The organism is Kribbella ginsengisoli (genome assembly GCF_039537185.1).
GTDB lineage: Bacteria > Actinomycetota > Actinomycetes > Propionibacteriales > Kribbellaceae > Kribbella > Kribbella koreensis.
This window is the reverse complement of the sequence record NZ_BAABAA010000011.1, coordinates 81,927-101,583: the sequence shown is the minus strand read 5'-3', so window position 1 is coordinate 101,583 and position 19,657 is coordinate 81,927. Positions and strand designations below refer to the sequence as shown.

The 19,657-nt window shown below is 69.7% G+C and carries 20 protein-coding genes; 6 read left to right on the top strand and 14 right to left on the bottom strand.

The features are described from left to right. Positions 1-6: 6 nt before the first annotated feature. The gene (locus ABD768_RS31950) at positions 7-678 is read left to right on the top strand and encodes a sugar transferase (RefSeq protein WP_344846814.1); all 672 of its coding nucleotides are present in this window, start codon (positions 7-9) and stop codon (positions 676-678) included. A gap of 1 nt (position 679) precedes the next feature. Here the strand turns inward: ABD768_RS31950 and ABD768_RS31945 are convergent, their stop codons facing one another. The 6 genes from ABD768_RS31945 to ABD768_RS31920 form a co-directional block, all read right to left on the bottom strand. After that, positions 680-2,266, bottom strand: a complete 1,587-nt coding sequence (locus ABD768_RS31945) for an MBL fold metallo-hydrolase (protein ID WP_344846812.1) — start codon at positions 2,264-2,266, stop codon at positions 680-682. 75 nt (positions 2,267-2,341) lie between these two features. Next, positions 2,342-3,061, bottom strand: a complete 720-nt coding sequence (locus tag ABD768_RS31940) for a response regulator transcription factor (protein ID WP_344846810.1) — start codon at positions 3,059-3,061, stop codon at positions 2,342-2,344. A 40-nt stretch (positions 3,062-3,101) separates the two neighbouring features. Then, positions 3,102-5,759 (bottom strand): FtsX-like permease family protein, encoded by a 2,658-nt coding sequence (locus ABD768_RS31935; protein ID WP_344846808.1) that lies wholly within the window; start codon positions 5,757-5,759, stop codon positions 3,102-3,104. Next, entirely contained in the window at positions 5,759-6,430 is a 672-nt protein-coding gene (locus ABD768_RS31930) for an ABC transporter ATP-binding protein (RefSeq protein WP_344846806.1), read from the bottom strand. Before ABD768_RS31930 ends, ABD768_RS31935 begins: the two co-directional genes overlap by 1 nt. Beyond that, positions 6,427-7,095: an ABC transporter ATP-binding protein gene (locus ABD768_RS31925; RefSeq protein ID WP_344846804.1), complete on the bottom strand. Its 669-nt coding sequence runs from the start codon at positions 7,093-7,095 to the stop codon at positions 6,427-6,429. Before ABD768_RS31925 ends, ABD768_RS31930 begins: the two co-directional genes overlap by 4 nt. After that, complete coding sequence (locus tag ABD768_RS31920; RefSeq protein ID WP_344846802.1) at positions 7,092-7,784, bottom strand: hypothetical protein; 693 nt, start codon at positions 7,782-7,784, stop codon at positions 7,092-7,094. Before ABD768_RS31920 ends, ABD768_RS31925 begins: the two co-directional genes overlap by 4 nt. Positions 7,785-7,915: 131 nt before the next feature. On the opposite strand from ABD768_RS31920, the gene ABD768_RS31915 reads away from it, so the two are divergent. The 3 genes from ABD768_RS31915 to ABD768_RS31905 are packed head-to-tail and all read left to right on the top strand — an operon-like array spanning position 7,916 to position 10,218. Further along, complete coding sequence (locus ABD768_RS31915) at positions 7,916-9,238, top strand: sensor histidine kinase (protein WP_344846800.1); 1,323 nt, start codon at positions 7,916-7,918, stop codon at positions 9,236-9,238. A 12-nt stretch (positions 9,239-9,250) separates the two neighbouring features. Next, positions 9,251-9,550 carry a PadR family transcriptional regulator gene (locus ABD768_RS31910; RefSeq protein ID WP_344846798.1) on the top strand — a complete coding sequence of 100 codons (300 nt, stop codon included), beginning with the start codon at positions 9,251-9,253 and terminating at the stop codon, positions 9,548-9,550. Next, positions 9,547-10,218 carry a hypothetical protein gene (locus ABD768_RS31905; protein WP_344846796.1) on the top strand — a complete coding sequence of 224 codons (672 nt, stop codon included), beginning with the start codon at positions 9,547-9,549 and terminating at the stop codon, positions 10,216-10,218. The genes ABD768_RS31910 and ABD768_RS31905 overlap by 4 nt, the downstream gene beginning before the upstream one ends. Here ABD768_RS31905 and ABD768_RS31900 read toward each other — a convergent pair. The 8 genes from ABD768_RS31900 to ABD768_RS31865 all read right to left on the bottom strand — a co-directional run bounded on the left by ABD768_RS31900 (position 10,215) and on the right by ABD768_RS31865 (position 18,313). Then, positions 10,215-11,381 carry an alpha/beta hydrolase family protein gene (locus tag ABD768_RS31900; RefSeq protein ID WP_344846794.1) on the bottom strand — a complete coding sequence of 389 codons (1,167 nt, stop codon included), beginning with the start codon at positions 11,379-11,381 and terminating at the stop codon, positions 10,215-10,217. The two genes, ABD768_RS31905 and ABD768_RS31900, sit on opposite strands and share 4 nt — an antisense overlap. A 50-nt stretch (positions 11,382-11,431) precedes the next feature. Then, positions 11,432-12,340, bottom strand: a complete 909-nt coding sequence (locus ABD768_RS31895) for a decaprenyl-phosphate phosphoribosyltransferase (protein WP_344846792.1) — start codon at positions 12,338-12,340, stop codon at positions 11,432-11,434. Beyond that, positions 12,337-13,386, bottom strand: coding sequence for a phosphodiester glycosidase family protein (locus ABD768_RS31890; RefSeq protein WP_344846790.1), 1,050 nt, complete (start codon positions 13,384-13,386; stop codon positions 12,337-12,339). The genes ABD768_RS31895 and ABD768_RS31890 overlap by 4 nt, the downstream gene beginning before the upstream one ends. Positions 13,387-13,505: 119 nt before the next feature. Beyond that, on the bottom strand, positions 13,506-14,213 hold the full coding sequence (locus ABD768_RS31885) for an SDR family NAD(P)-dependent oxidoreductase (RefSeq protein WP_344846788.1): 708 nt from the start codon (positions 14,211-14,213) through the stop codon (positions 13,506-13,508). Further along, on the bottom strand, positions 14,210-15,577 hold the full coding sequence (locus ABD768_RS31880) for an FAD-binding oxidoreductase (RefSeq protein WP_344846787.1): 1,368 nt from the start codon (positions 15,575-15,577) through the stop codon (positions 14,210-14,212). The genes ABD768_RS31885 and ABD768_RS31880 overlap by 4 nt, the downstream gene beginning before the upstream one ends. Beyond that, positions 15,574-16,173, bottom strand: coding sequence for a DedA family protein (locus ABD768_RS31875; protein WP_344846785.1), 600 nt, complete (start codon positions 16,171-16,173; stop codon positions 15,574-15,576). Before ABD768_RS31875 ends, ABD768_RS31880 begins: the two co-directional genes overlap by 4 nt. Beyond that, a complete protein-coding gene (locus ABD768_RS31870; protein ID WP_344846783.1) occupies positions 16,170-17,273 on the bottom strand; it encodes a glycosyltransferase family 4 protein in 1,104 nt (367 codons plus the stop codon). The genes ABD768_RS31875 and ABD768_RS31870 overlap by 4 nt, the downstream gene beginning before the upstream one ends. Further along, positions 17,270-18,313, bottom strand: coding sequence for a lysylphosphatidylglycerol synthase domain-containing protein (locus tag ABD768_RS31865; protein WP_343965324.1), 1,044 nt, complete (start codon positions 18,311-18,313; stop codon positions 17,270-17,272). The genes ABD768_RS31870 and ABD768_RS31865 overlap by 4 nt, the downstream gene beginning before the upstream one ends. Before the next feature lie 109 nt (positions 18,314-18,422). On the opposite strand from ABD768_RS31865, the gene ABD768_RS31860 reads away from it, so the two are divergent. Then, a complete protein-coding gene (locus tag ABD768_RS31860) occupies positions 18,423-19,229 on the top strand; it encodes a PIG-L deacetylase family protein (protein WP_344846781.1) in 807 nt (268 codons plus the stop codon). A gap of 17 nt (positions 19,230-19,246) precedes the next feature. Next, entirely contained in the window at positions 19,247-19,621 is a 375-nt protein-coding gene (locus ABD768_RS31855; RefSeq protein ID WP_344846779.1) for a hypothetical protein, read from the top strand. Positions 19,622-19,657: the final 36 nt, after the last annotated feature.

The following is a 19,657-nucleotide window of genomic DNA, read 5'->3' as shown; positions in this document are numbered from 1 at the left end:
GCCATCATGTCCCTGATCACCCGCACCCGGAGCAAGGCAGCCACCGGCCACGACGGTGTCGGACTGCTTCGCCGGACACTGGATGTCGCCGTCGTCCTGCTGCTGTCGGTGGCAGTCCTGCCGCTGATCGCGGTCGTTGCCATCGGCATCCTGTTGACCGACGGCCGGCCGGTCTTCTTCCGGCAGTCCCGCGTCGGCGAGAACGGGCAACGGTTCACGCTCTACAAGCTCCGCACGATGCGAGTGGTCGCTGCCGGCCCCGAGGTGACCGCCGAGTCGGACGTCCGGATCACCCGCCTGGGCGCCTTCCTGCGGCGTACCGCGATCGACGAGCTCCCCCAGCTCTGGCACGTACTCCGCGGCCAGATGACCCTGGTCGGTCCACGCCCGGAGAGCGACGCCCTGGCCCTTCGCTACCCGGAGTCCTGCCGGCCGATCCTGCTCGCTCGTCCTGGGCTCACCGGCCCCGCACAGCTGCACTACCGCGAACGGTCCAACGTGCCACCTGCGAACTGGACCGATGTCGAGAGCTACTACTTGCAGGTGCTGGTCCCACTGCGGGTCGCAGCCGACCAGGAGTACCTCCACCGCCCGACGCTCAGGCGGACGTTCCACTACCTCCTGCTGACGGCGCTGTTCGTCACCGGCCTGGCCGACGTCCAGCGCCAGGTGCAGTAGGTCAGACAGCTTCGGAGTACGGCTCGCTGCGCTTGATGTGCAGCGAGTCGGACCGGGCGTTGAGGCAGTCGCCGCTGGTCAGGTCGAACTCGAAGTTGTGGCCGAGGCAGCGCAGTACGCCGTTCACCACGACCCCCGTCTCGGCCAGGTCCTCCCCGGCGTGCGGGCAGAAACGGCTGACCTCGATCGTCTCGCCGTTCACCGTGAGCGCGATCGTCTCCTCCGGATCGCGAGCCGCCTCGAACTCCTCGACCGCACGCAGCGCGGCCCGGTCGGCATGCTTCAGCAGCCCGACCAGGTAGTCGTTGTACTGATCGGGCTGGCGCCGGGCGGTGAAGCGGAGCGACAGCAACAGCTCCTCCCACCTCGTACGACCGGAGACCACACCGTCCAGCCAGCGACCGTCGAGGATCAGCCGGTAGTCCGCGTGACAGCCTCCACCGGCCAGCTCGACCCGTACCCGGCTGGGACCGATGTGCGCGTCCCATACACCGCCGTGCGGACCCTCGACCTCGAAGCGCACGGTCATGCCGATCCGCGCCAGGAAGTACTCCGACAGGGTGCCGAGCGACTCGAAGTGCGCCTTGAACCGCTCAGCCAGTCCGGGTGCCGGTGGTGGGTTCGCCGCCCAGACCGCGTCGATCGCTGCACGGCGCCGGTCGGCGTACTCGAGCAGGTAGCGGCGGCGAGCCTCCGAGCCGGCGTCGAGGGAGAAGTCCTGCCACTGTGGGTCTCTGGTGACCTCCAGGCTACCGAGGTCGACCCGGTCGCCGGGGAGCAGGCACACGCCGGGCTGCTCGGGGAGACGCTCGGCCAGCCAGGCCAGCGCCTCGCCCTGGTCGGGAAAGATCCCGCCCGGTTGCAGCCCGCTGTTGAGTTCGAACAGATCGTCGTCGAGGAAGCAGGGCGGACCGGCGTACGGCATCACCAGCCGCGGCTTGACCTGCCGGACCAGCCGGGTGACGGCCTTGAACTTGCCGACCCGTTTGATCGTCGAGATCCGCTCACGCTCGACCTCGTCGTACTCGTACCGCACTGGATGCCAGCTCGCGCCGGACATCTGCGCGCCCATCAGGTCGAACTGCCCGCCGACCTCCGCCATCGCCCGCCTGGTCTGGCCGAGCGAGATCCGCGCGTCATTCGTGTGCAGCAGACTGCGACCGGCCACCTTGATCAGCACCGCGGAGTCGTGGCTCATCGGACACTGCTCCGGGATCACCGTCAGCCAGTCGTCGCCACCCAGCGAGTACCGCTGCCATGCGTCCAGCACCACGACCCGCGTCCGCCCGATCGCCGCGAGCCGGCGCTGCATGATCGTCGACGGATACCGCGGAATCACCACCGGCACCTCCGGCGGGAGTCCGGCGATCAGGTCGAGGTCGAGATGGTCGAGATGCTCGTGGGACACAACGACGAGATCCACGTCGAGCAGCTCGGGCGTGAGCAGGTGCGAGTTGTCCGGGAACGGGAACCAGGCGCCGAGGAACGCCCCGGACGACGACATCCAGGGGTCGGCGAGAAGACGGATTCCGGGCGCGTCGAGGCGCAGACCGGCATGACCCAGCGCGGTGACCATCGGCTCACTCATGGTCCAAGGCTCCCGGCCGGGCCGGGCCGGATCATCCCCCGCCCGGACGAGACCGGCTACGCCGTCTAGGCCAGGTCAGCCGTCGGGCGGATCGAGCCGGTACCCGTGCCCTCGCAGCGTTGCCACGGTCGGCAGCCGCGCTGCGCCGGCGTGTTCGCCGGCCGCCTGCAGCCGGCTGCGCAGGGACGCGATCGTCACGTCCAGCGTCTTGGTCGAGCCGAACCAGTTCTCGTCCCACACCCGGGCCATCAACTCCTCCCGCGACACCGCGGAGCCCGAGTTCAGCACCAGCGTCTCGAGCAGGTCGTACTCCTTCGGCCGCAGTACGACCTCACTTCCCGCGACGCTGCAGCGGCGGGCCGCCGTGTCCAGGGTCAGATCGGCGATCGTCACCGGCAGCCCGGCGTCCGGGGCCGGCCGCCGGCGCAGATGTGCCCGGAGCCTGGCCAGCAGCACCGTGAGACTGAACGGCTTCACCAGATAGTCGTCCGCGCCGGCGTCGAGGCCGGACACCACGTCGATCTCTTCACCGCGCGCGGTCAGCATGATGATCAGCAACTCAGGCAGCTCTGCTCGCAGGCTGCGGGCGAGATCGACGCCGTCGACGTCGGGCAGGCCGAGATCCAGGAGGACGACCTCGGCCTGCTCGCGGCGTGCACCGGCCAGGCCGGCCCAGCCGGTGCGATACCAGGAGGACCGGTACCCGTTTCCGCGCAACGCGCGATCGAGCAACCGGCCGACCGTCTCGTCGTCCTCGATCACGACGGCGACGGCCGGTTCCATCCTGGTTCTCACCGTGCCGAAGCTAGTACCGCAGTGCTGAGAAGCAGCTGAGTCAGAGATCCCGAAGCTCCTCCACCGGAGGTCTTGCCGTCCCACGGGCACCCATCAGAGCACCGCCGAGAATGGCCGCCACGGCGACGGCCACGGTGACATTCAGGTATGGCCAGGGCACCGCGATCACCGAAGGCGGCGGATCGAAGACTCCGGTCAGCACCTTGACCAGCATCCTGGTCAGCGCCCAGGCGATCAGCGCACCGCCGGCCAGTCCACCGATCGTGACGACCGCGGCCTCGCTCAGCACCAGGCCGCGAAGCTGCCGTCGACCTGCCCCCAGCACGGTCGCGATGGCGAATGCCCGCCGCCGCTCGGCCAGCCCCAGGGCCAGTACGAGACCGCCCGCGCCGGCCGCGATCAGCACCGCGAAGGTGAGCTCGAACCTGGTCAGCCCGGCGAGATCGACCGAGGTCAGGCTGGATCCGATCTGCGACCGGCTCTGGGTCAGGTCGGTGATCTGGGCCGACGCGCCGAGCTGCTGCCGCAGGACCGCCGCGACCTCCTGCTGCCTGCTTCCCCCGGTGTCCAGCAGGAACGCCCCGACCGCGTCGCTGCCACTGGCGTTCGCCACGTAGTCCGCGTTCGCCACGAAGAAGCTGTCGTGCGGCGCGGTCGGAAACTCCTTCACGATGCCCGCGTAGTGGAACGGCACCTCGCGGAACGCCTTCGTCCGGCTGTCCTGCAGCCGCAACCTGAGCAGGTCGCCCGGGGCGAGCTGAAAGTCCTTGACCGTCTCGTCGCTGACCAGGATCGCGTCCGGCTGCCTGGCCAGCGTGTCCATCAACTGCCGCGCGGTCCCGCCGACGAAGTACGCGTCCTGCAGCGCGGTGGCGGCGGTGATCGTCGAAGGCCGTACGCCGTACAGATCCTGCAGATCGGAGCCGACGTAGGCGAACCGGTGCTGGATCGGCTCGACCCCGCGGACGCCGGGGGTCGCGGCCAGCCGGTCGCCCGCGGTGGGGCCGGCGACGACGCCCGGCGATTCGGTGACGGTGACGTCGGCGCCGTTCGTCAGCAGGGCATCGACCTCGGCCTGCTGCTTGTACGTCGCGTTGAAGGTCGCGGTGGAAACGGCGAAGGAGACCGCCAGCGCGAGCAGCACGACCGATCTGATCAGTGGACGCCGCTGCCGGGACATCCCGGCGGCGGTGGTCGTCGCGAGCGTGCCGGTCAAGGGCCTGACCAGGCTGGTCAGCGGACGGCGACCATAGGTCAGCGCGACCGAAGCGATCCGCCACAACAACATCGCCCCGCCCACCCAGAGCAGCGCCGGCCCGAAGAACGCCCAGTAGGACACCGAGATGGCCGGTACGCCTTCCGGCGCGAGCACCAGCGAGTAGTTGTTGTTGCCCGAGGCCCGGAACACCAGCAGCGACACGGCCAGCAGGACGAAGTCCAGCCCGAAGCGCATCCACAGCGGCGCCCGGACCCGGCCGACCTGTTGCCTGGCCTCGCTGATCGTCGCCGACCGGACATCTCGCACGGCCGGTGCCAGCACGGTCACCGCGGCCACCGACAGGCCCACGACGAACGCGATCGCGAACCACAACAACGCCGCGCCACCACGGGCCCCGAACGAGGCGGCGCCGAACGCCGTCCGGCCCACGACGGCGGCGACGGCCAGACCGATCGCTCCCCCGCCGACCCCGACCAGGCACGCCTCCACTGCCGCGAGGCGCGTGACCTGTCCGACCGACAGACCGCGGACTCTCAGCAGGGCCTGCTCCCGCCGCCTCCGGGACGCACCCGCGCCGGCCAGGGCCGCCGTCAGCAGCGCTGCCAGGACAGCTCCCGGCAGACCGAGGAACAGGAACAGGATCTGCGCGTACGACGCGTCGCCACGCGCCGCGTCCAGCGCGGCCCCGAGATTGTCGCCGACCAGTCCGGCGCCGGCCAGCTTCGCCTCCAGGTTGTGGGCCGCGCCGACGACCGCGGTGTACGCGCCGGCCGGATCCGGCGGGAGGGTGGCGGTCCGGCGTACATGGATCTGTGTCTTCACCGCTTCCGGGTCGGTCGCCGTCGCCGGCCCGATCAGTTGGTCGAACAGCGGTCTGGGCAGCAGGACGACGTTGTCCGGCGGAGCCGACGGCTGTGACTGCGGTGGTGCCCCGACCTTCTGGAACAGCGAATCCGCTTGCGGCAGGTCGATGACGCCGGCCACCCGGACGACGGCCGGCGTCAGGCCGGGTCGCCCGATCGAGATGGAGTCACCGGGTGCCGCGTGCAGGTTGGCGGCCGTCTGCTGGGCCAGCAGTACGCCGTCGGAAGCGCCCCTCAGGGTCCGGATCTCACCCGGGAAGGTCGCTCTGTACCCCGGCGGCAACCCGAGAACGACGCCAGGTCCAGTGGTCTGGGTCGACCCCGCGACGGTCGCCTCGAAGCCGGTACTGCGACCGAAACCGACCACCTCCGCCGCACCCGTCCCCGTCGCCGCGCGGGTTGCGTCCAGAACCGCCGCCGGATCGGCACCGGACTGCACCTCGACCTGCCAGTCGACAGCCACCGACGAGGCCGCCCGAGTCGTCATCGTCGCCTTCGAGGCGGTCAGGAAGGCACCCAGCGCAGCGATCAGCGCCACCGACAGGGACACCCCCGCGGCGGTGGCAGCCAGCCGTCGCCCGCGATGCCGGATCAGCCCGCGCAGCCAGAGCCCCATCACGAGGCACCGTCCAGAACCGGCAGGAACAGCCGGCCGTCGCGCATCTGCCATTGCTCGTCCAGCCGGTCGCCGACCGCCGGATCGTGCGTACTGACCACCAGCGCCGCACCGAGCGTGTCCGCGGCCGCGAGCAGCACGTCCATCACCTGGCGACCCGTCCCCTCGTCCAGCTGCCCGGTCGGCTCGTCCGCCAGAAGCAGTCTGGGCCGCAGCGTCAGCGCCCTTGCCACTGCTACGCGTTGCGCCTGCCCACCGGACAACGTCTCCGGCAACTGATCGACCAGGCCCGGAATGCCGACGTCGTCCAGCGCGACGAGCGCCCGCCGGGTCGCCTCTTCCTCAGCCGTGCCGGTCAGTACCGCCGCCATCACGGTGTTCTCCAGTACGTCGAGAGCCGGCAACAGACTCGGCCCCTGGAACACCACCGCGATATCGCGCGCACGCTCCAGCGGTGACGCCGCGAACTCCGGCCAGCTCACCGTCCCGCTCGTCGGCTTCTCCAACCCTGCCAGGAGATGCAGCAGCGTCGACTTGCCCGACCCGGACGCCCCGGTGATCGCGATCCGCGCACCGGCCGCGATCTCGCAGCTGCAACCGTGCACCGCGACCACCGCCCGGTCCCCGTGCCCGAAGGTGCGGGCCACGTCCGCACAACGCACCACACTCATGCCACGATCCTTCCGTCGTGCAACCGGATCACCCGGTCGGCGATCCGCATCACGACCGCGCTGTGGGTGACCACGAGGACGCCATGACCACCGGCCGCCCGGTCCTGGATCAGCTCCAAAACCACCTGCTCGGTCACCCCGTCCAGCTCGCCGGTCGGCTCGTCCGCCAGCAGCATGTCAGGGCTGTTGCTCAGGGCAACGGCCAGTCCCGCCCGGGCCAGCTCGCCGCCGGACAGCTCTGATGCCACCGCGCGAGCGCGGCGTGCCAGGCCAACCTGCTCAAGCAGTTCCTCCGGCGCCTGTGCGGGACGCCGGCCGGCCGCGGCCTGCGCCAACCGGATGTTGTCCCGGACACTCAGGTGCGCCAGCAGGTTGCCCGACTGGAGCAGGATGCCGAGACGCCGGCTGCGGATCCGGGCCCGGCTTCGCTCGGGCCGATGGCTGATTTGCTCGCCACCGATCGTGACGGCCCCACCGGCGGGCTCGTCCAGCCCCGCCAGGCAGTTGAGCAGGGTGGTCTTGCCGGAGCCGGAGGGCCCGGCGACCGCGACCGTCTCGCCCCGGCCCACCTGCAGGCTTACTCCGCGCAACGCGAGCGTCTCCTCGTCACCGGCCCGGAAGAAGCGGTACAGATCCCGGCAGCGCAACGCCTCGTCCGGTTTCACCGCCACCTCACCGAGTCGGACACGATCTTCCAGGGATCCACGTTGTCGGCGTTGGTCGGACCGGACAGGGTCAGCGCCAGCTCCCGGCTGCCCTGGTGGAACAGGTAGAGCTCGAACGCGTCCCGGACCACCTTCCCGGTCACGGGATCCGGGCTGGAGTCGCCCTGATAGGTGACGAGGAGTGCCCGGCCGGCGGCCCGGGAGACCTCGCTGACCTTGCCCATCGCGAAGCGGGGTACGCGTTGCCGCAGAGCCGGTACCAGCTGACGGTCGACGTTCTGCGCGGTCACCGGCGTCGCTGTGCTGCTGACCTGTACCTGGATCCGGTTCAGCTTGTCGGTGAACGACGTGGCGACGCCCGCGGTACTGCGGGCCCACCCTTCCGGCACCTTGACCGAGAAGCCACCCGCCGGCGGGCTGAACGTCACGAAGGCCTGGTTGTCCGGGATGTCACCCGGCGGGTTCGACTCGGTGGCCGCGGGACTCGGTGGGGTGACGGACGGCTGCTCGGAGCTGGACGGTGGCGTGCTGCTGCTCGGAGCGGTCGCCGGAGTGGAGGCCGGGGTGCTGGCAGGTGTGCTCGCTGAGCCCGAAGGCGGCGCGGTCGCCGTTCCACCCCCGCTGCTGCACCCGGTGACGATCAGAGCAACCACGCTGACGGCTACGCCCGCTGGACGCCAATGCTTCATCTGCACTCTCCCGGTCAGGACATCGGATGCTTCCGACGCTAGAAAGCACCAGGTGAGCGGTTTACCAGCTGCGGGTTAGACGACGGCAAAACTTCTGACCGGAGGCCGGTGGGGCGGGCGATGATGACCTGATGAGACGACGCGTGAGCCGGGTCGCGCTGACCGCTGTCGTGATGTCCTTGCTGCTGCTCGCGATCCCGCTGGCGATCGGGATCCGGATCTCGTTCTTCAGCGACGAGTCGACAGAACTCGGGCGGGCCGCACTGGCCGCGGCCGTCCAGGTCGGCCCGGACTTCACCGCCGGCGACCCGGTGGAGCTTCCCCGCTCGCTGACCGACGGTTCCGTGGCCGTCTACGACCGGTCGTTCCAGCTGCGTGCCGGAACCGGTCCCCGGGCTGTCGACGAGGTCACCCGCTCGGCTCTCGGCGGCGAGGTGAGCCAGGGCAGGGCCGGCGGCGACCTGGTGGTCGCGGTGCCGGTGGTCGCGGCCGAGCAGGTGATCGGTGTCGTCCGGGCGGCGTCTCCGGCCGCCGCCGTCTGGACCCGCGTTCTCCTCGCCTGGCTCGGGATCGCAGCCTTGGCCCTGATCGCCTTGCTGGTGGGATGGTCGGTGGCGGTCCGCCAGGCGGCCCGGTTGACCAGACCGCTCGAGTCGCTGGCCGATGTCGCGCGCTCGGTGACCGCGGGCGACCTCACCGCTCGCGTACCGGTCAGCGGCATCCCGGAGATCGACGCCGCCTCGGCGACCCAGAACGCGATGGTGAGCCGGCTGTCGGCCGTACTGGATCACGCCCGCCACTTCGGTACGGATGCCTCGCACCAGCTGCGGACTCCCCTGGCCGGCCTGCGGCTGGGGCTCGAGACCGCGCTCCAGGATCCGCGGGCCGACCCACGACGGTCGTTGGAGGAAGCACTGCAACGAACCGACGAATTGCAGCTCACCGTCGAACAGGTGCTGGCACTGTCCCGGTTGACCACGCAACCGCCCACCGACGACCAGCTGGGCAGCCTCGACGAGCTCAAGGACGCCTCGCTGCGGCGATGGCACGGAGCGCTCGCCCTCGACGGCCGCCGGATCAGCTGTCTGCTGGCGCCCGCGGTCGCTTCGCTCGTGGTCCCCCTCAATGCCTGCCAGCAGATCCTCGACATCCTGATCGACAACGCCAGGACCCACGGCCGCGGCACGGTCCAGCTCCGGGCTCGCGACGCCTTGGGCGCGATCGCCATCGAGGTGGCCGACGAAGGGCGGATCAGGTCCGGCAGCGCGGACCTCTTCCGCCGCGGCGTGACCACTCACGCAGGCTCCGGCGTCGGCCTGCCACTCGCCCGCGCCCTGGCCGAGTCCCTTGGCGGCCGGCTCAACCTCACGGGCCACAGCCCGACCTGCTTCACCCTCCTGGTCCCTGCCGACGGGACCGCCGGCATCCGCTCCGATTTCGTACACGGCGCGTAGTACGCTGCGGAGATGCAGGTCAACGATTCGCAGACGCTCGTTCTGTGTGTGCTCGCGAACGGGCCGCTGCACGGGTACGCGATCAACGCGGCGATCGAGGAGCTGACCGGCGAGCGGCTCGGAGCCGGAAGCCTGTACGGCGCCCTGGCCCGGCTGGAGGCCAAGGGAATGATCGAGCCGCTGGCGGAGCAGGGTCGGCAGCGACCTGTCCGGTTGACCGCGAAAGGCCGCGCCGAACTGGAACAGGAGCTCCGCGCCATGGCAAAGGTGGCGGCGACCGGGCTCAGGCATCTCGGAGTGAAGCCGGCATGAGCGTCACTCGCGCACTGGTCGGCCTCTACCCGCCGGCAGTCCGCGAGCGCTGGGGGCCGGAGCTCGAAGAAGAGGCCTGCCGCGACGGGTGGCGCGGCTGGCCCGATCTGACGGTCAACCTGCTCGGGCTCTGGATGCACCCGGCGATCTGGCCGGCCGGATCCATGACACACCGGCGAGCACGCGTGGCGAAGCTCGCCATCGGCTTGACCGGCACGGGCTGGCTGACCGGCCACGCGCTGCTGGAGTTGTCGGCCGCGGTTCCCCGGAGCTTGACACACTCCTGGATCCTCGATGCCTGTGACGCCATCACCTTGCTCGGATTTCTGCTCGTGCTGCCACTGCCCCGGCCGGCGTCCTGGCCCGCGCTGGCCGCCACGGCGGCGCGCCGGCTGCCGTTGCTGGGTGGCTGGTGGCTCGCGCTCATCGTGGCCGTCGTCCAGGTCGCCCGGACCGTCGCATCGATCGAGCCGCCACCGGGACCGCGGCGCCTCGTCACCGGGCTCTGGTTCGCGACCCTCGGCCTCAGCACCAGCGCCGGCGTCTTCGTCACCGCGACATTTGCCAGCGGCAACGATCTCGTGACCGGGCTGGCCGCCGGTTGCGGCCTGGTCGCCCTCGCCCTGGCCGGCGGCGGCACGATCCGCGACCTCGCGGCCATCGACTAGGCAGCCGTCAGCTCCGGATAGCCCTGGGCCGGCGCGCCCACCGGCGCCCCGCGCGTGACGTGGTCGAAGAAGGCCGACAGGCAGTGGCTCTGGATCGCCAGCGCGCGGCGCCCGTCGATCGACCCCATGCCGACCAGGTTGCTGATCGGCGGAGCGAGGAAGTAGACCGCGTAGTCGGTGAAGTCGAAATGCCTCGCACCGCGGACGACGTACCGCACCGACTCACCACTGCTCGCCTTCACCAGCGACGCGGCTGCGGCCTGCTCGCCGTCGGGATTGGTGGCCTTGGGCCCACACGTCCCGGTCACACAGGAGTCCTCCGAGCTCAAGATCATGAACGGAACTCGAAGTCCTTGCTCGACCACACCGCCGAACTGGGTGCCGTCCAGGTCGACCGCACCGGCACACGACCGGTCGAGACGACACGCCTCCAAGGAGGCCGCCCCGCCGAAGGAGTGACCGAGATAGCTGACGCCCGGTTGCACCCGACCGGCGAAGCGGCCCGTCAGTCCGGCCACCTGACCTGCGACGAAACGAGCGTCCGCCGCCCACAGACCGACGAGCTCGTTGCCCTCCGCCAGTGCCGCCCCGCTGTGCCCACCGAGATCCTGCGGATTGCCCTGCGCCGTACTCTCCACCAGCTTCCCGTCGAGCACGCTCACATTGGCGCTGTACGTCGGCGTCACCCCGGCGACCAGATAGCCGTGGCTCGCGAGGTCCTCCGCGATCGCGGTGTACTGCGGCGCCGAGAACCCCATCCCCGGCGACAGCACCACGAGCGGGAACCGTCCGACAGCGATCGGCGCATCCGCGACGGCATGCACCCGGACGTTCTCGAAGTCGGTCTCGAACCAGCCGACCACGCCCCCGAACTGCTGCTTGCGCCAGAGTCCCGGCATGTATTCGGCCGGCTCGCCCGATCCCGTCGCCGGATACCAGAGCCAGACGGCCAGCCGGCGCGGGCCGCCTCCGCTCGCGAGCGGATCCACCCGGCCGCGATCGGTCCACTCGAACGCCGTCCGGCCGACCTGGTGCGACCCCGTCAGGGCAGGCAGGACAACCGGCCGGCTGCTCAGCGCGGCCACCACCGCGACATAGCCGGTGGACCCCACCAGCAGCGCGAGGGCGACGACGGCCAGCGCTTTGGCGATCTTCTTCGTCATAGCCGCCCATAGTACACGCCACGTACTACGCATCGCGTACCAATTCATCATCAGGCCAGGTACAGGCCCACTCCGAGCAAGGCGGCCCAGGACAGGCCGGCGACCAGGAGGACGCGGTCGCGGAAGAGTTCGTGTTCGGGGAGTTCGCCTCGGCCGGTCGAGACGAGGAAGCCGTAGCGGAGGAGAGCGGTCAGGAAGGGGAGGAAGGAGACGGTGAGGAGTTGGCGGTAGACGTCGTCGCCCAGGTACTGGAAGGCCCAGAGTCCGTAGGACAGGCAGGTTCCGAGGAGGGCGACGGTGGTGAGCTGGTCCAGCCAGGCGGCAGTGTAGGCGGCGAGGACTGGGCGGGTCCGCGCGTCGGCTGTGCTGGCGCCGCGCTCGGCCCGGCGCTTGCCGGCGACCAGGAAGAGGGCGCCGAACAGGGAGACGAGCAGGAACCAGTTGGAGACCGGTACGCCGGTCGCGGTGGCGCCGGCGGCGGCTCGTAGTACGAAGCCGAGAGCGACCGCGATCACGTCGACGACTGCGATGTGTTTGAGTCCGTAGACGTAGAGCAGTTGCGTGACCAGGTAGGCGACGGCCAGCCCGGAGGTCGCCGGGCCGAGTTGGGCGATGACCACCAGGCCCGCTGCGGAAGTGATCGCGGCCCAGGCGATGGCAGCTCTGGGCGACAGGGCTCCGGAGGCGATCGGGCGGTGTTGCTTGGTCGGGTGGCGACGGTCGTCGGGAGCGTCGCGGACGTCGTTGAGCGCGTAGATGGCGACGGACAGCAGGGTGAAGGCGATCGCGGCGATGGTTGCCCGGAGCAACGCATTCGGCTGGTCGATGACGCCGGCGGCCGCCGGCGCGGCGTACAGCATGATTGCCTTGTGCCACTGCTGGGGCCGGCTGAGGGTGAGCAGCGAGCGGGCGCGGGAGGTTCGCAGGACGACGTCCGGGCGCTGCTGAAGGGACGTCATCGGGCCACGACGTAGAAGTAGTCGCGCTGGTCGTCGATCAGGTACCGGTTCGCGGGTGAGTTCATCGACTCGATCAGCCGCTTGCTCAGGATCGAAGCGCCTTGTGGGGTCTCGATGTCGAAGCTGACCATGGCCGCGTGGATGTCCAGCTCCATGCCTTCCTGGATACCGGCCTGCTGCATCGCGGCGGCCAGGGTCGCGAGCGTCAAGCCCTGGCCGGCGACGTAGATGAGGTTGCCCTTGGCATCGGTACCGAGACCGGAGCGCCAGGTGAACTGGAACTGGCTGCGGACGCTCCCCCATCGTCCGTTCGCATTGCTGGTCAGCCCGTCAACGATCCGGCCGCCGACGATCACTGGGTCCAGGTTCTGCCGGACCGCGACGACGTCGGGGGTCATCCGCACGGTCTTGCCCCACTCCCCGATCCGCACCACACCGTTGCGATCGATGACCGCGGAGGCCCGGCCGTCCACGAGCGGTACGGCGTCCGACTCCTTGGTCCACCAGCCGCCATGGGCGTCGTGCATCTTGAAGCCGGCGTTGAAGGTGGCGACCAGTCGCGAGTAGTCACGGACCGGCACGGAGTACCCGTCCTTGGACGCCATCCCTACCACCGGCTCTCTGGTGCCAGGCATCAACCGAACCTGGTCCGCTCCCTGCGGGATGAGCGCCGCCGCGGCCGCCACCGGCAGATGCGCGCTGTCCGCCCGGAACCATCCCGTCCAGAGCAGCGGCTTGCCTTTGCTGCTCTGTCTGGCAACCGACCAGGTCCCCTCGTGCGGTAACGCTTTGACCCCTGGCAGCAGTTTGATCATCGGCAGATCCGTCGCCTTCACGGGTGTCCGGGACGGGACGACCGCCGGGATGTCCTGCGGCCGGCCGGTCGCCGGCGGTGCCTGCCGGGAGTACTTCCAGGTCTCGATGGCGTCGATCATCCCGCCCGCGCCGTGATCGCGGATCCACTCCACGGTCCGTACCGCCAAGGACGCGTTGCCCGGGTAGAGCAGTGCACGCACGTAGGAGACGACGGGCAGAACGAGCAACAAGCAGAGGACCAGCGCGATGACCCTTCTTCGCCTGCGCCTCCGCGCTTTCTCAGCAGGAGATCTGGGCTTCATGAACCCAGTAGAACGATTCCCCGCTGAGAGGAAGCGGAGAGAGCCGATCAGCGCAGCTCGGCCGGCAGCATCCGCCGCGGCAACCTGCCCAGCAACCACACCATCAGGCCCATCGGCGCCGGCGCCCAGACAACCACCCGCCGTCCCTGCAACGCCCGTACTACGCGCTGCGCGACCCTCTCCGCAGTAGTCGCCAGTGGCGCCCGCTTCAACCCATCGGTCATCCGCGTCGTCACGAATCCCGGCCGGACCACCAGCACCCGTACGCCGCGCTCCGCGGCCTGAGGCGCGAGCATCAGCGCGGTCGAGTCGGCCAGTTGCTTTCCCAGCGAATAGGCCATGATCGACCGTCGAGGCCGGGCAGCCGCCGCCGATGACAGCAGCACCAGCTGGGCGTCGCTCAGCCGCTGCACCAGCGCATGCACGAGCAGCGCCACGGCCACCCCGTTCACCACCAGCCCGTCCTCGAACGACGCCGTCGCCATCGACCCGACCGCGACCACGGCGAGTCCGACCGGATGATGGGCGGACAGATGTGCGAGCAGCCCGTCGATCTCACCGGCTTGCAGCGTCGCGTCGTACTGGGCTGTGGTTACGTGGTACCCGAGATCGCGGAGCTTTTCGGCGTTCTGCCAGAGCTGACCGCTGGGGCGTCCCGCAAGCACCACATCGCGTGGTGGTGGGCCGAGCAACTCCTTCAGCACGGCCATCCCGATCTCGGAGGAGCCTCCGACCAGCAAGGCAGTGCTCGTCATGGCAGGAGGTGCAATCGCTCGGCCAGCGCGGAGGTGAAGCGCCGATCCGGGTCGAGGCGGTCTCGGGTGCGTTGCCAGGTCTTGAGTCTGGGATACATGTCCGGGATGAGGTCAGGGTCGACGGTGGAGTCTTTGGCGAGGTAGACGCGGCCGCCTGCCTCGGCGACCATCGCGTCGAGCGTGCGCAGGGTGCGGCCATCCTGGAGCCAGCGCGCCGGCAGGTCGGCCGCGAGGGTCCAGCCGTGGAGTGGGAACGACAAGGAGCCGGCTGTGCCGAAGCCGAGGTTCTTGAGCGTCGTCAGAGCTGGTGACATCCGGCTGCCGATCAGGAAGGCCAGTACCCGGCGTAGTACCGGGGTGGCGTCGCTCGGGATGGCGAACTGGTACTGGACCACGCCATTCCGTCCGAAGGCTGCGGGCCACGCATCGGCCCGGTCCAGCGGACAGAGAGCTGACATCAAGGGCAGTAGCCGGCCATCCTTCGTGTTCGCGAAACGCCACCTGGCCACGGAGGCCGCGGCGATCGTCGGGCCGAAGACGACACCTGGCCCCGGTAGGGATCTCACCGGCCGCCTACTGACGGATCGGCGACGCTCCGGGTCCGGCGGGACACCGTGGGGCAGGTCGGTCAGCTGCGCCGGCTGCGATTCATCGATCACTCCCCGACCCAGCCTCGGGCCGGGGGTGTGGGTGTCGAGCCACGCCACCACATGGAGGTTGGGATCGGTCTCCTGCCGGACGGCGAGCTCACGGAGTACTGCGATCGTCTCGTCGAGCGAACGAGTCCGGCGACGACGCTGTCTGGCCCATCCCGTCTCGACGGGCTGGAGCTGGATGGCTGCCTTGAGGATGACCCCGGTCAGTCCCATCCCACCCAGCGTGGCCCAGAACCCATCGGGATCCTGGCCGGCCGACAACTCGACGACCATGCCCTCCGTGTCGAGCAGCGACAACCAGAGCACGTGCTGCCCGAACGACCCCGCACCCGGATGGTTCTTGCCGTGGACGTCGCTCGCCAACGCTCCCCCGACGGTGATCCGTGCTGTACCGGGCAGGACCGGCAACGCCCAGCCCAGCGGTAGTACCTGGTCCATCAGCTCGCCCAGCGTCACACCGGCTTCGACCACCACAACGCCTTTGAGCCCGTCGAACGACAGCACCCGGTTGCGCGCGGTCATGTCCAGCACGATGCCTTGCCCAGGCAGAGCAGCGTCCCCATAACTACAACCAGCTCCCCGAACGGTCACCTGACCGGCCGACTTCAACGCCTCGGCCAACTCACCGTCCGTCGTAGGTCTCCGGACGATGCTTCGGCGGTGCACCGAGCGTCCCCAGCCGCTCAGCGAGGTTTCCTCGCCGGTCATACGGTCGGCCGGGAGCGTTGGCGGAGGAACTCGATTCCGACCGGTACGAGCGAGACGATCACGATGACGGCGATGATCGGCAGCAGGTACTTGTCGACCCCCGGGATCTGCGACCCGAGCAGATGACCCGCCAGCACGAGCCCGACCGTCCACACCACACCACCCGCGACCTGCCAGCGGGTGAAGGCCTTGGCGTCGATCCGCAACGTTCCGGCCAGTGGGTTCATCACCGTACGGACGCCAGGGATGAACCGGGCCAGCACGACCGCCCGGCCGACGCCGTACGACTCCAAGTGCTCTCTCGCCCGCTCGGCCGCCCGCATGAGTCTCGGTCGCTCGACGATCGCCGGGCCGAACCTGCGGCCGATCAGGTAGCCGACCTGGGCTCCGAGCACCGCACCGAGCGGCGCGAAGACCAGCGTCAGCGGCAGGTTCAGATGGATGCCGGTCGTGGTCAGCAGACCGGCGGTGAAGAGCAGCGAGTCACCGGGGAGGAAGAACCCGATCAGCAGACCTGTCTCGGCGAACATCACCAGCAGCACCGCCCACGGACCCAGCTGGGAGAGCAGGCTGTGCGGGTCGAGCAGATTCATCATGCCGTCGACGGTAGGAAGCCGGCGCTGAGAGCAGGCTGAGTAGCGCGGTAACAGGCGACATGCTGATCGATCACCGTCGGCCACGTCATCACCGGATCGCTGAATCTGTTGTGCGCTTGGAGTTTCCGCAACAGTGGTGCATCGGTGAGCAGCCCGGCGGTGACCTCGGCCATCGCCTGGTGACTGTCGACCAGAAACCCCTCGACACCGTCGCGGACAAACTCACCGACACCACCCGACGCCATCGCCACGACAGCCAGACCAGCACACCGAGCCTCCAGAGCGGCTACTCCGAACGACTCGAGTTCGGCGGGAGCCAGGTAGATATCGGCCGACCGATAAAGCTGCTGGATCTCGAAGCGGGTCAACCGCCCGGGCAGCTCGACCCAGTCCAGGCCGCGACGCCTGGTTGCTCCGGTGATGGCCGCCGCACGTGGACCGGCACCGATGATCACCGCTCGCAGCGGGATCCCGGCGGGTACCCGGTGACGAATCTGCTGCAGAGTTCTGAGGAGTGCGTCGGGCCGTTTCCGTTGGGTGAGACGCATCGTGCTGACGACGGTCAGCGGATGGTCGGCCACCGGAGATTGCCGCCAGGGCACCGGGTCGATGCCGTTGTGGAGTACGGCGATCGGCCGATGCGGGAGCACCTTGCCCAGGCGACGAGCCACTGCCTCGCTGACGGCTGTCCACCGCACCCTGGGACCGAAGTCGCGATCGACATGCGCGAGCAGCCAGGCAAGGAGCACGCCGTCGGGTGCGGGCAGCGAGTGGAGGGTGATGACAGCGGGCAGGTCCAGTTCGGCCGCGAGCCGGGTCGCGTTCCATGCGAGTGGTGAGAAGAACGAGGTGTGCGCATGCACGAGGTCGTACTCGCCGGAAGCGAGCGCGAGTCGGAGGGCCTCGATGGACGTCGGTACGCCGGCCAGCGAAGGCAGCCGTAGTACCGGTACGTCGGTGGCCGGGGAGTCGGCCGGGGTCGCGGTGAAGACGGTGACGGCGTGGCCCGCCTGCCGGAGTTGGACGGCGAGATCGTGCACGTGCAACTCGATCCCGCCCAGCCGTGGCAGGTACACATCGCTGACGAGTGCGATCCTCACGCCGCCACCGCCGGCTTGCGATTGACGAGCAGCCAACAGGCCAGCGTCACTCCCCCGACCGGAATCTCCAGCAGGTACGTGAAGCCGCGGAACAACACGATCCCCGCCGTCACGGCGGCCGGATCGACGCCCATCGCGACCAGCGCCGCCACCGTGCCCACTTCGACGACACCAGCACCGCCGGGCGTGATCGGAATCAGCGTCAGCAATCGCTCGACCGCCAGCCCGGTGATCAGCACCGGCAGACTCAGCGAGGTCCCCAAGAGCCGGAAACACAACCACAGAAGCGCCAACTGCAACAGCAGATAGGCCACCATCCCACCGGTCATCGGCCGCCAGCCCCCGCGAAAGACGTCAAGGACGGAGGTCCGGAGAGCCGGCAGCGAACGCTCCAGGTCACCGCGTCTCCGCACGCGCCTCAAAACACGGCCCAGTACGCGGCTGAAGGCCCGGTCCAGCACGCGGCCCGCCGATGCCGCAGCGCGCTCGCTTGCGAGGAACCAGAAGACACCGGCCAGCGCGACGAGCACCGGCACCAGCAGAACGCCGGCCCGGCCGACCGGCAAGATGCTTGTGTGTCCGATCGGCAATGCCGTTGCGGCGTTGACGATCGGGGCCAGGGCCAGTGCGACGGCGATCACGCCGAGTTTGGCCAGGACGTTGATCAGGGTGGTGACGGCGAGGAAGCCGGCGAAGGCTGCGGAGGTGAAACCCCAGCGTCGGGTCATCGCGAAGTTCAGGCCCGTACCGGCGGCTCCTCCCAGCGGCAGGACGTTGGCCACCGCGCTGCCGGTGAGGCTGAGGGTCAGGCCGCGGCGTTTGGTGAGGCCGGGCAGGGATGCGGCAAGGACGAACGAATGCGACCACAAACCCGCGATCCACACGACGGCCAGCAAGGCGATGGCCGGGAGCGAGAGGTGGCCGAGGAGCGTACCGACGGTTGACCAGTTGGTACCGACGGCACGGGGCAGCAGGACGACCAGGGCGATCGTCAGGGCGCCGGTCAGTACCGAGGTGATCGTTCGCCGGGGTGTGCTCATCGCGATCCTGTTCCACGGACGGGCGTTGTCCGTTCATCGTCGGAGCAGGTCGCTGAGAGGGCGCTGAGAGCGGTTCGGGCTGTGGGCAACCACGTGCCATGGTGGTGAGGTGGCCTACACGCTGGTGTCCTTCCACGCGCATCCCGACGACGAGGCGTTACTGACGGGCGGCACCCTCGCGCGCCTCGCCGCCGAGGGGCATCGCGTGGTGCTCGCGGTCGCCACCGACGGGGAAGCCGGAGCGGCCTCAGCCAAGTACCGCGAAGATCTCGCCGCCCACCGCCGCGACGAACTCGACCGATCCGCCGAAGCCCTCGGCTGCGCCCGCGTCGTCCGCTTCGGCTTCCGCGACTCCGGCTGGTCCCGCTCGTCGACACCCGGCCCCGGCACCTTCAGTGCTCTGCCCGCAGACGAAGCAGCCGCCCCACTCGCCGACCTCCTGGTCCAGGAACACGCCGACGCCCTCACCGTCTACGACCCCGCCGGCGGCTACGGCCACCCCGACCACAAGCAGGTCCACACCGCCGGCCTCCGCGCCGCCCGCCTGGCCGCCACCCCTTTGGTGCTGGAGGCAACGATCGACCGCACCTTGATCCGCCGCCTGATCCGCCTCGTCGAGGCAGTCCCCGGCATCCTCCCCGACATCCACGCCGCCGACTACGCCACCGCCTACACCGCCCGCGAGTACCTGACCCACCGCATCGACGTCCGCCAGTACGCCGATGCCAAGCGCCGCTCCTTCGAGGCCCACGCCAGCCAGACGACCTCCGACGACACCGCCCGCACCCTCGCCCTCCTCCTCAAGCTCCCGCCGTGGCTCTTCCGCCGAGCCCTCGGCCACGAATGGTTCGTCGAACACGGCCGCTCCCCCGGCGCCTTGACCGACGACCTCTTCGCCTCGCTCAGACCGCGCTGACCAGACCGGAACGGAAGGTGCTCGCGATCAGTCCGGAGTACACGACCGGCCAGATCAGGACCACCTTCACCGTGCAACCCCGGCGCCGGCTCGTCTTGGCCGCCAAAGCTGCCGTGCTCACGATCGTCGCCCTGGTGGTCGGTGAGCTGATGTCCCTGGTCAGCTTCCTCGTCGCCCAGCAGGGATTGCGCAGCGCACACGTCAACGTCTCACTCAGCGACGGCGCCGCGCAGCGCGCAGTACTCGGAGCAGGTGTCTATCTCGTCGCGCTGACGCTCCTCGGCCGAGGGCTGGCGGCCGTCATCCGGCACACGGCCGGAGCGATCAGCGCCGTCCACGTGCTCGTCCCGCTTGCCCTCGCCGTGGTTCTGATCGGCCGCCGGGACGCTTGAGCCCGCGTCACTCAGCTGATTCTCAGCGGGGTGGGG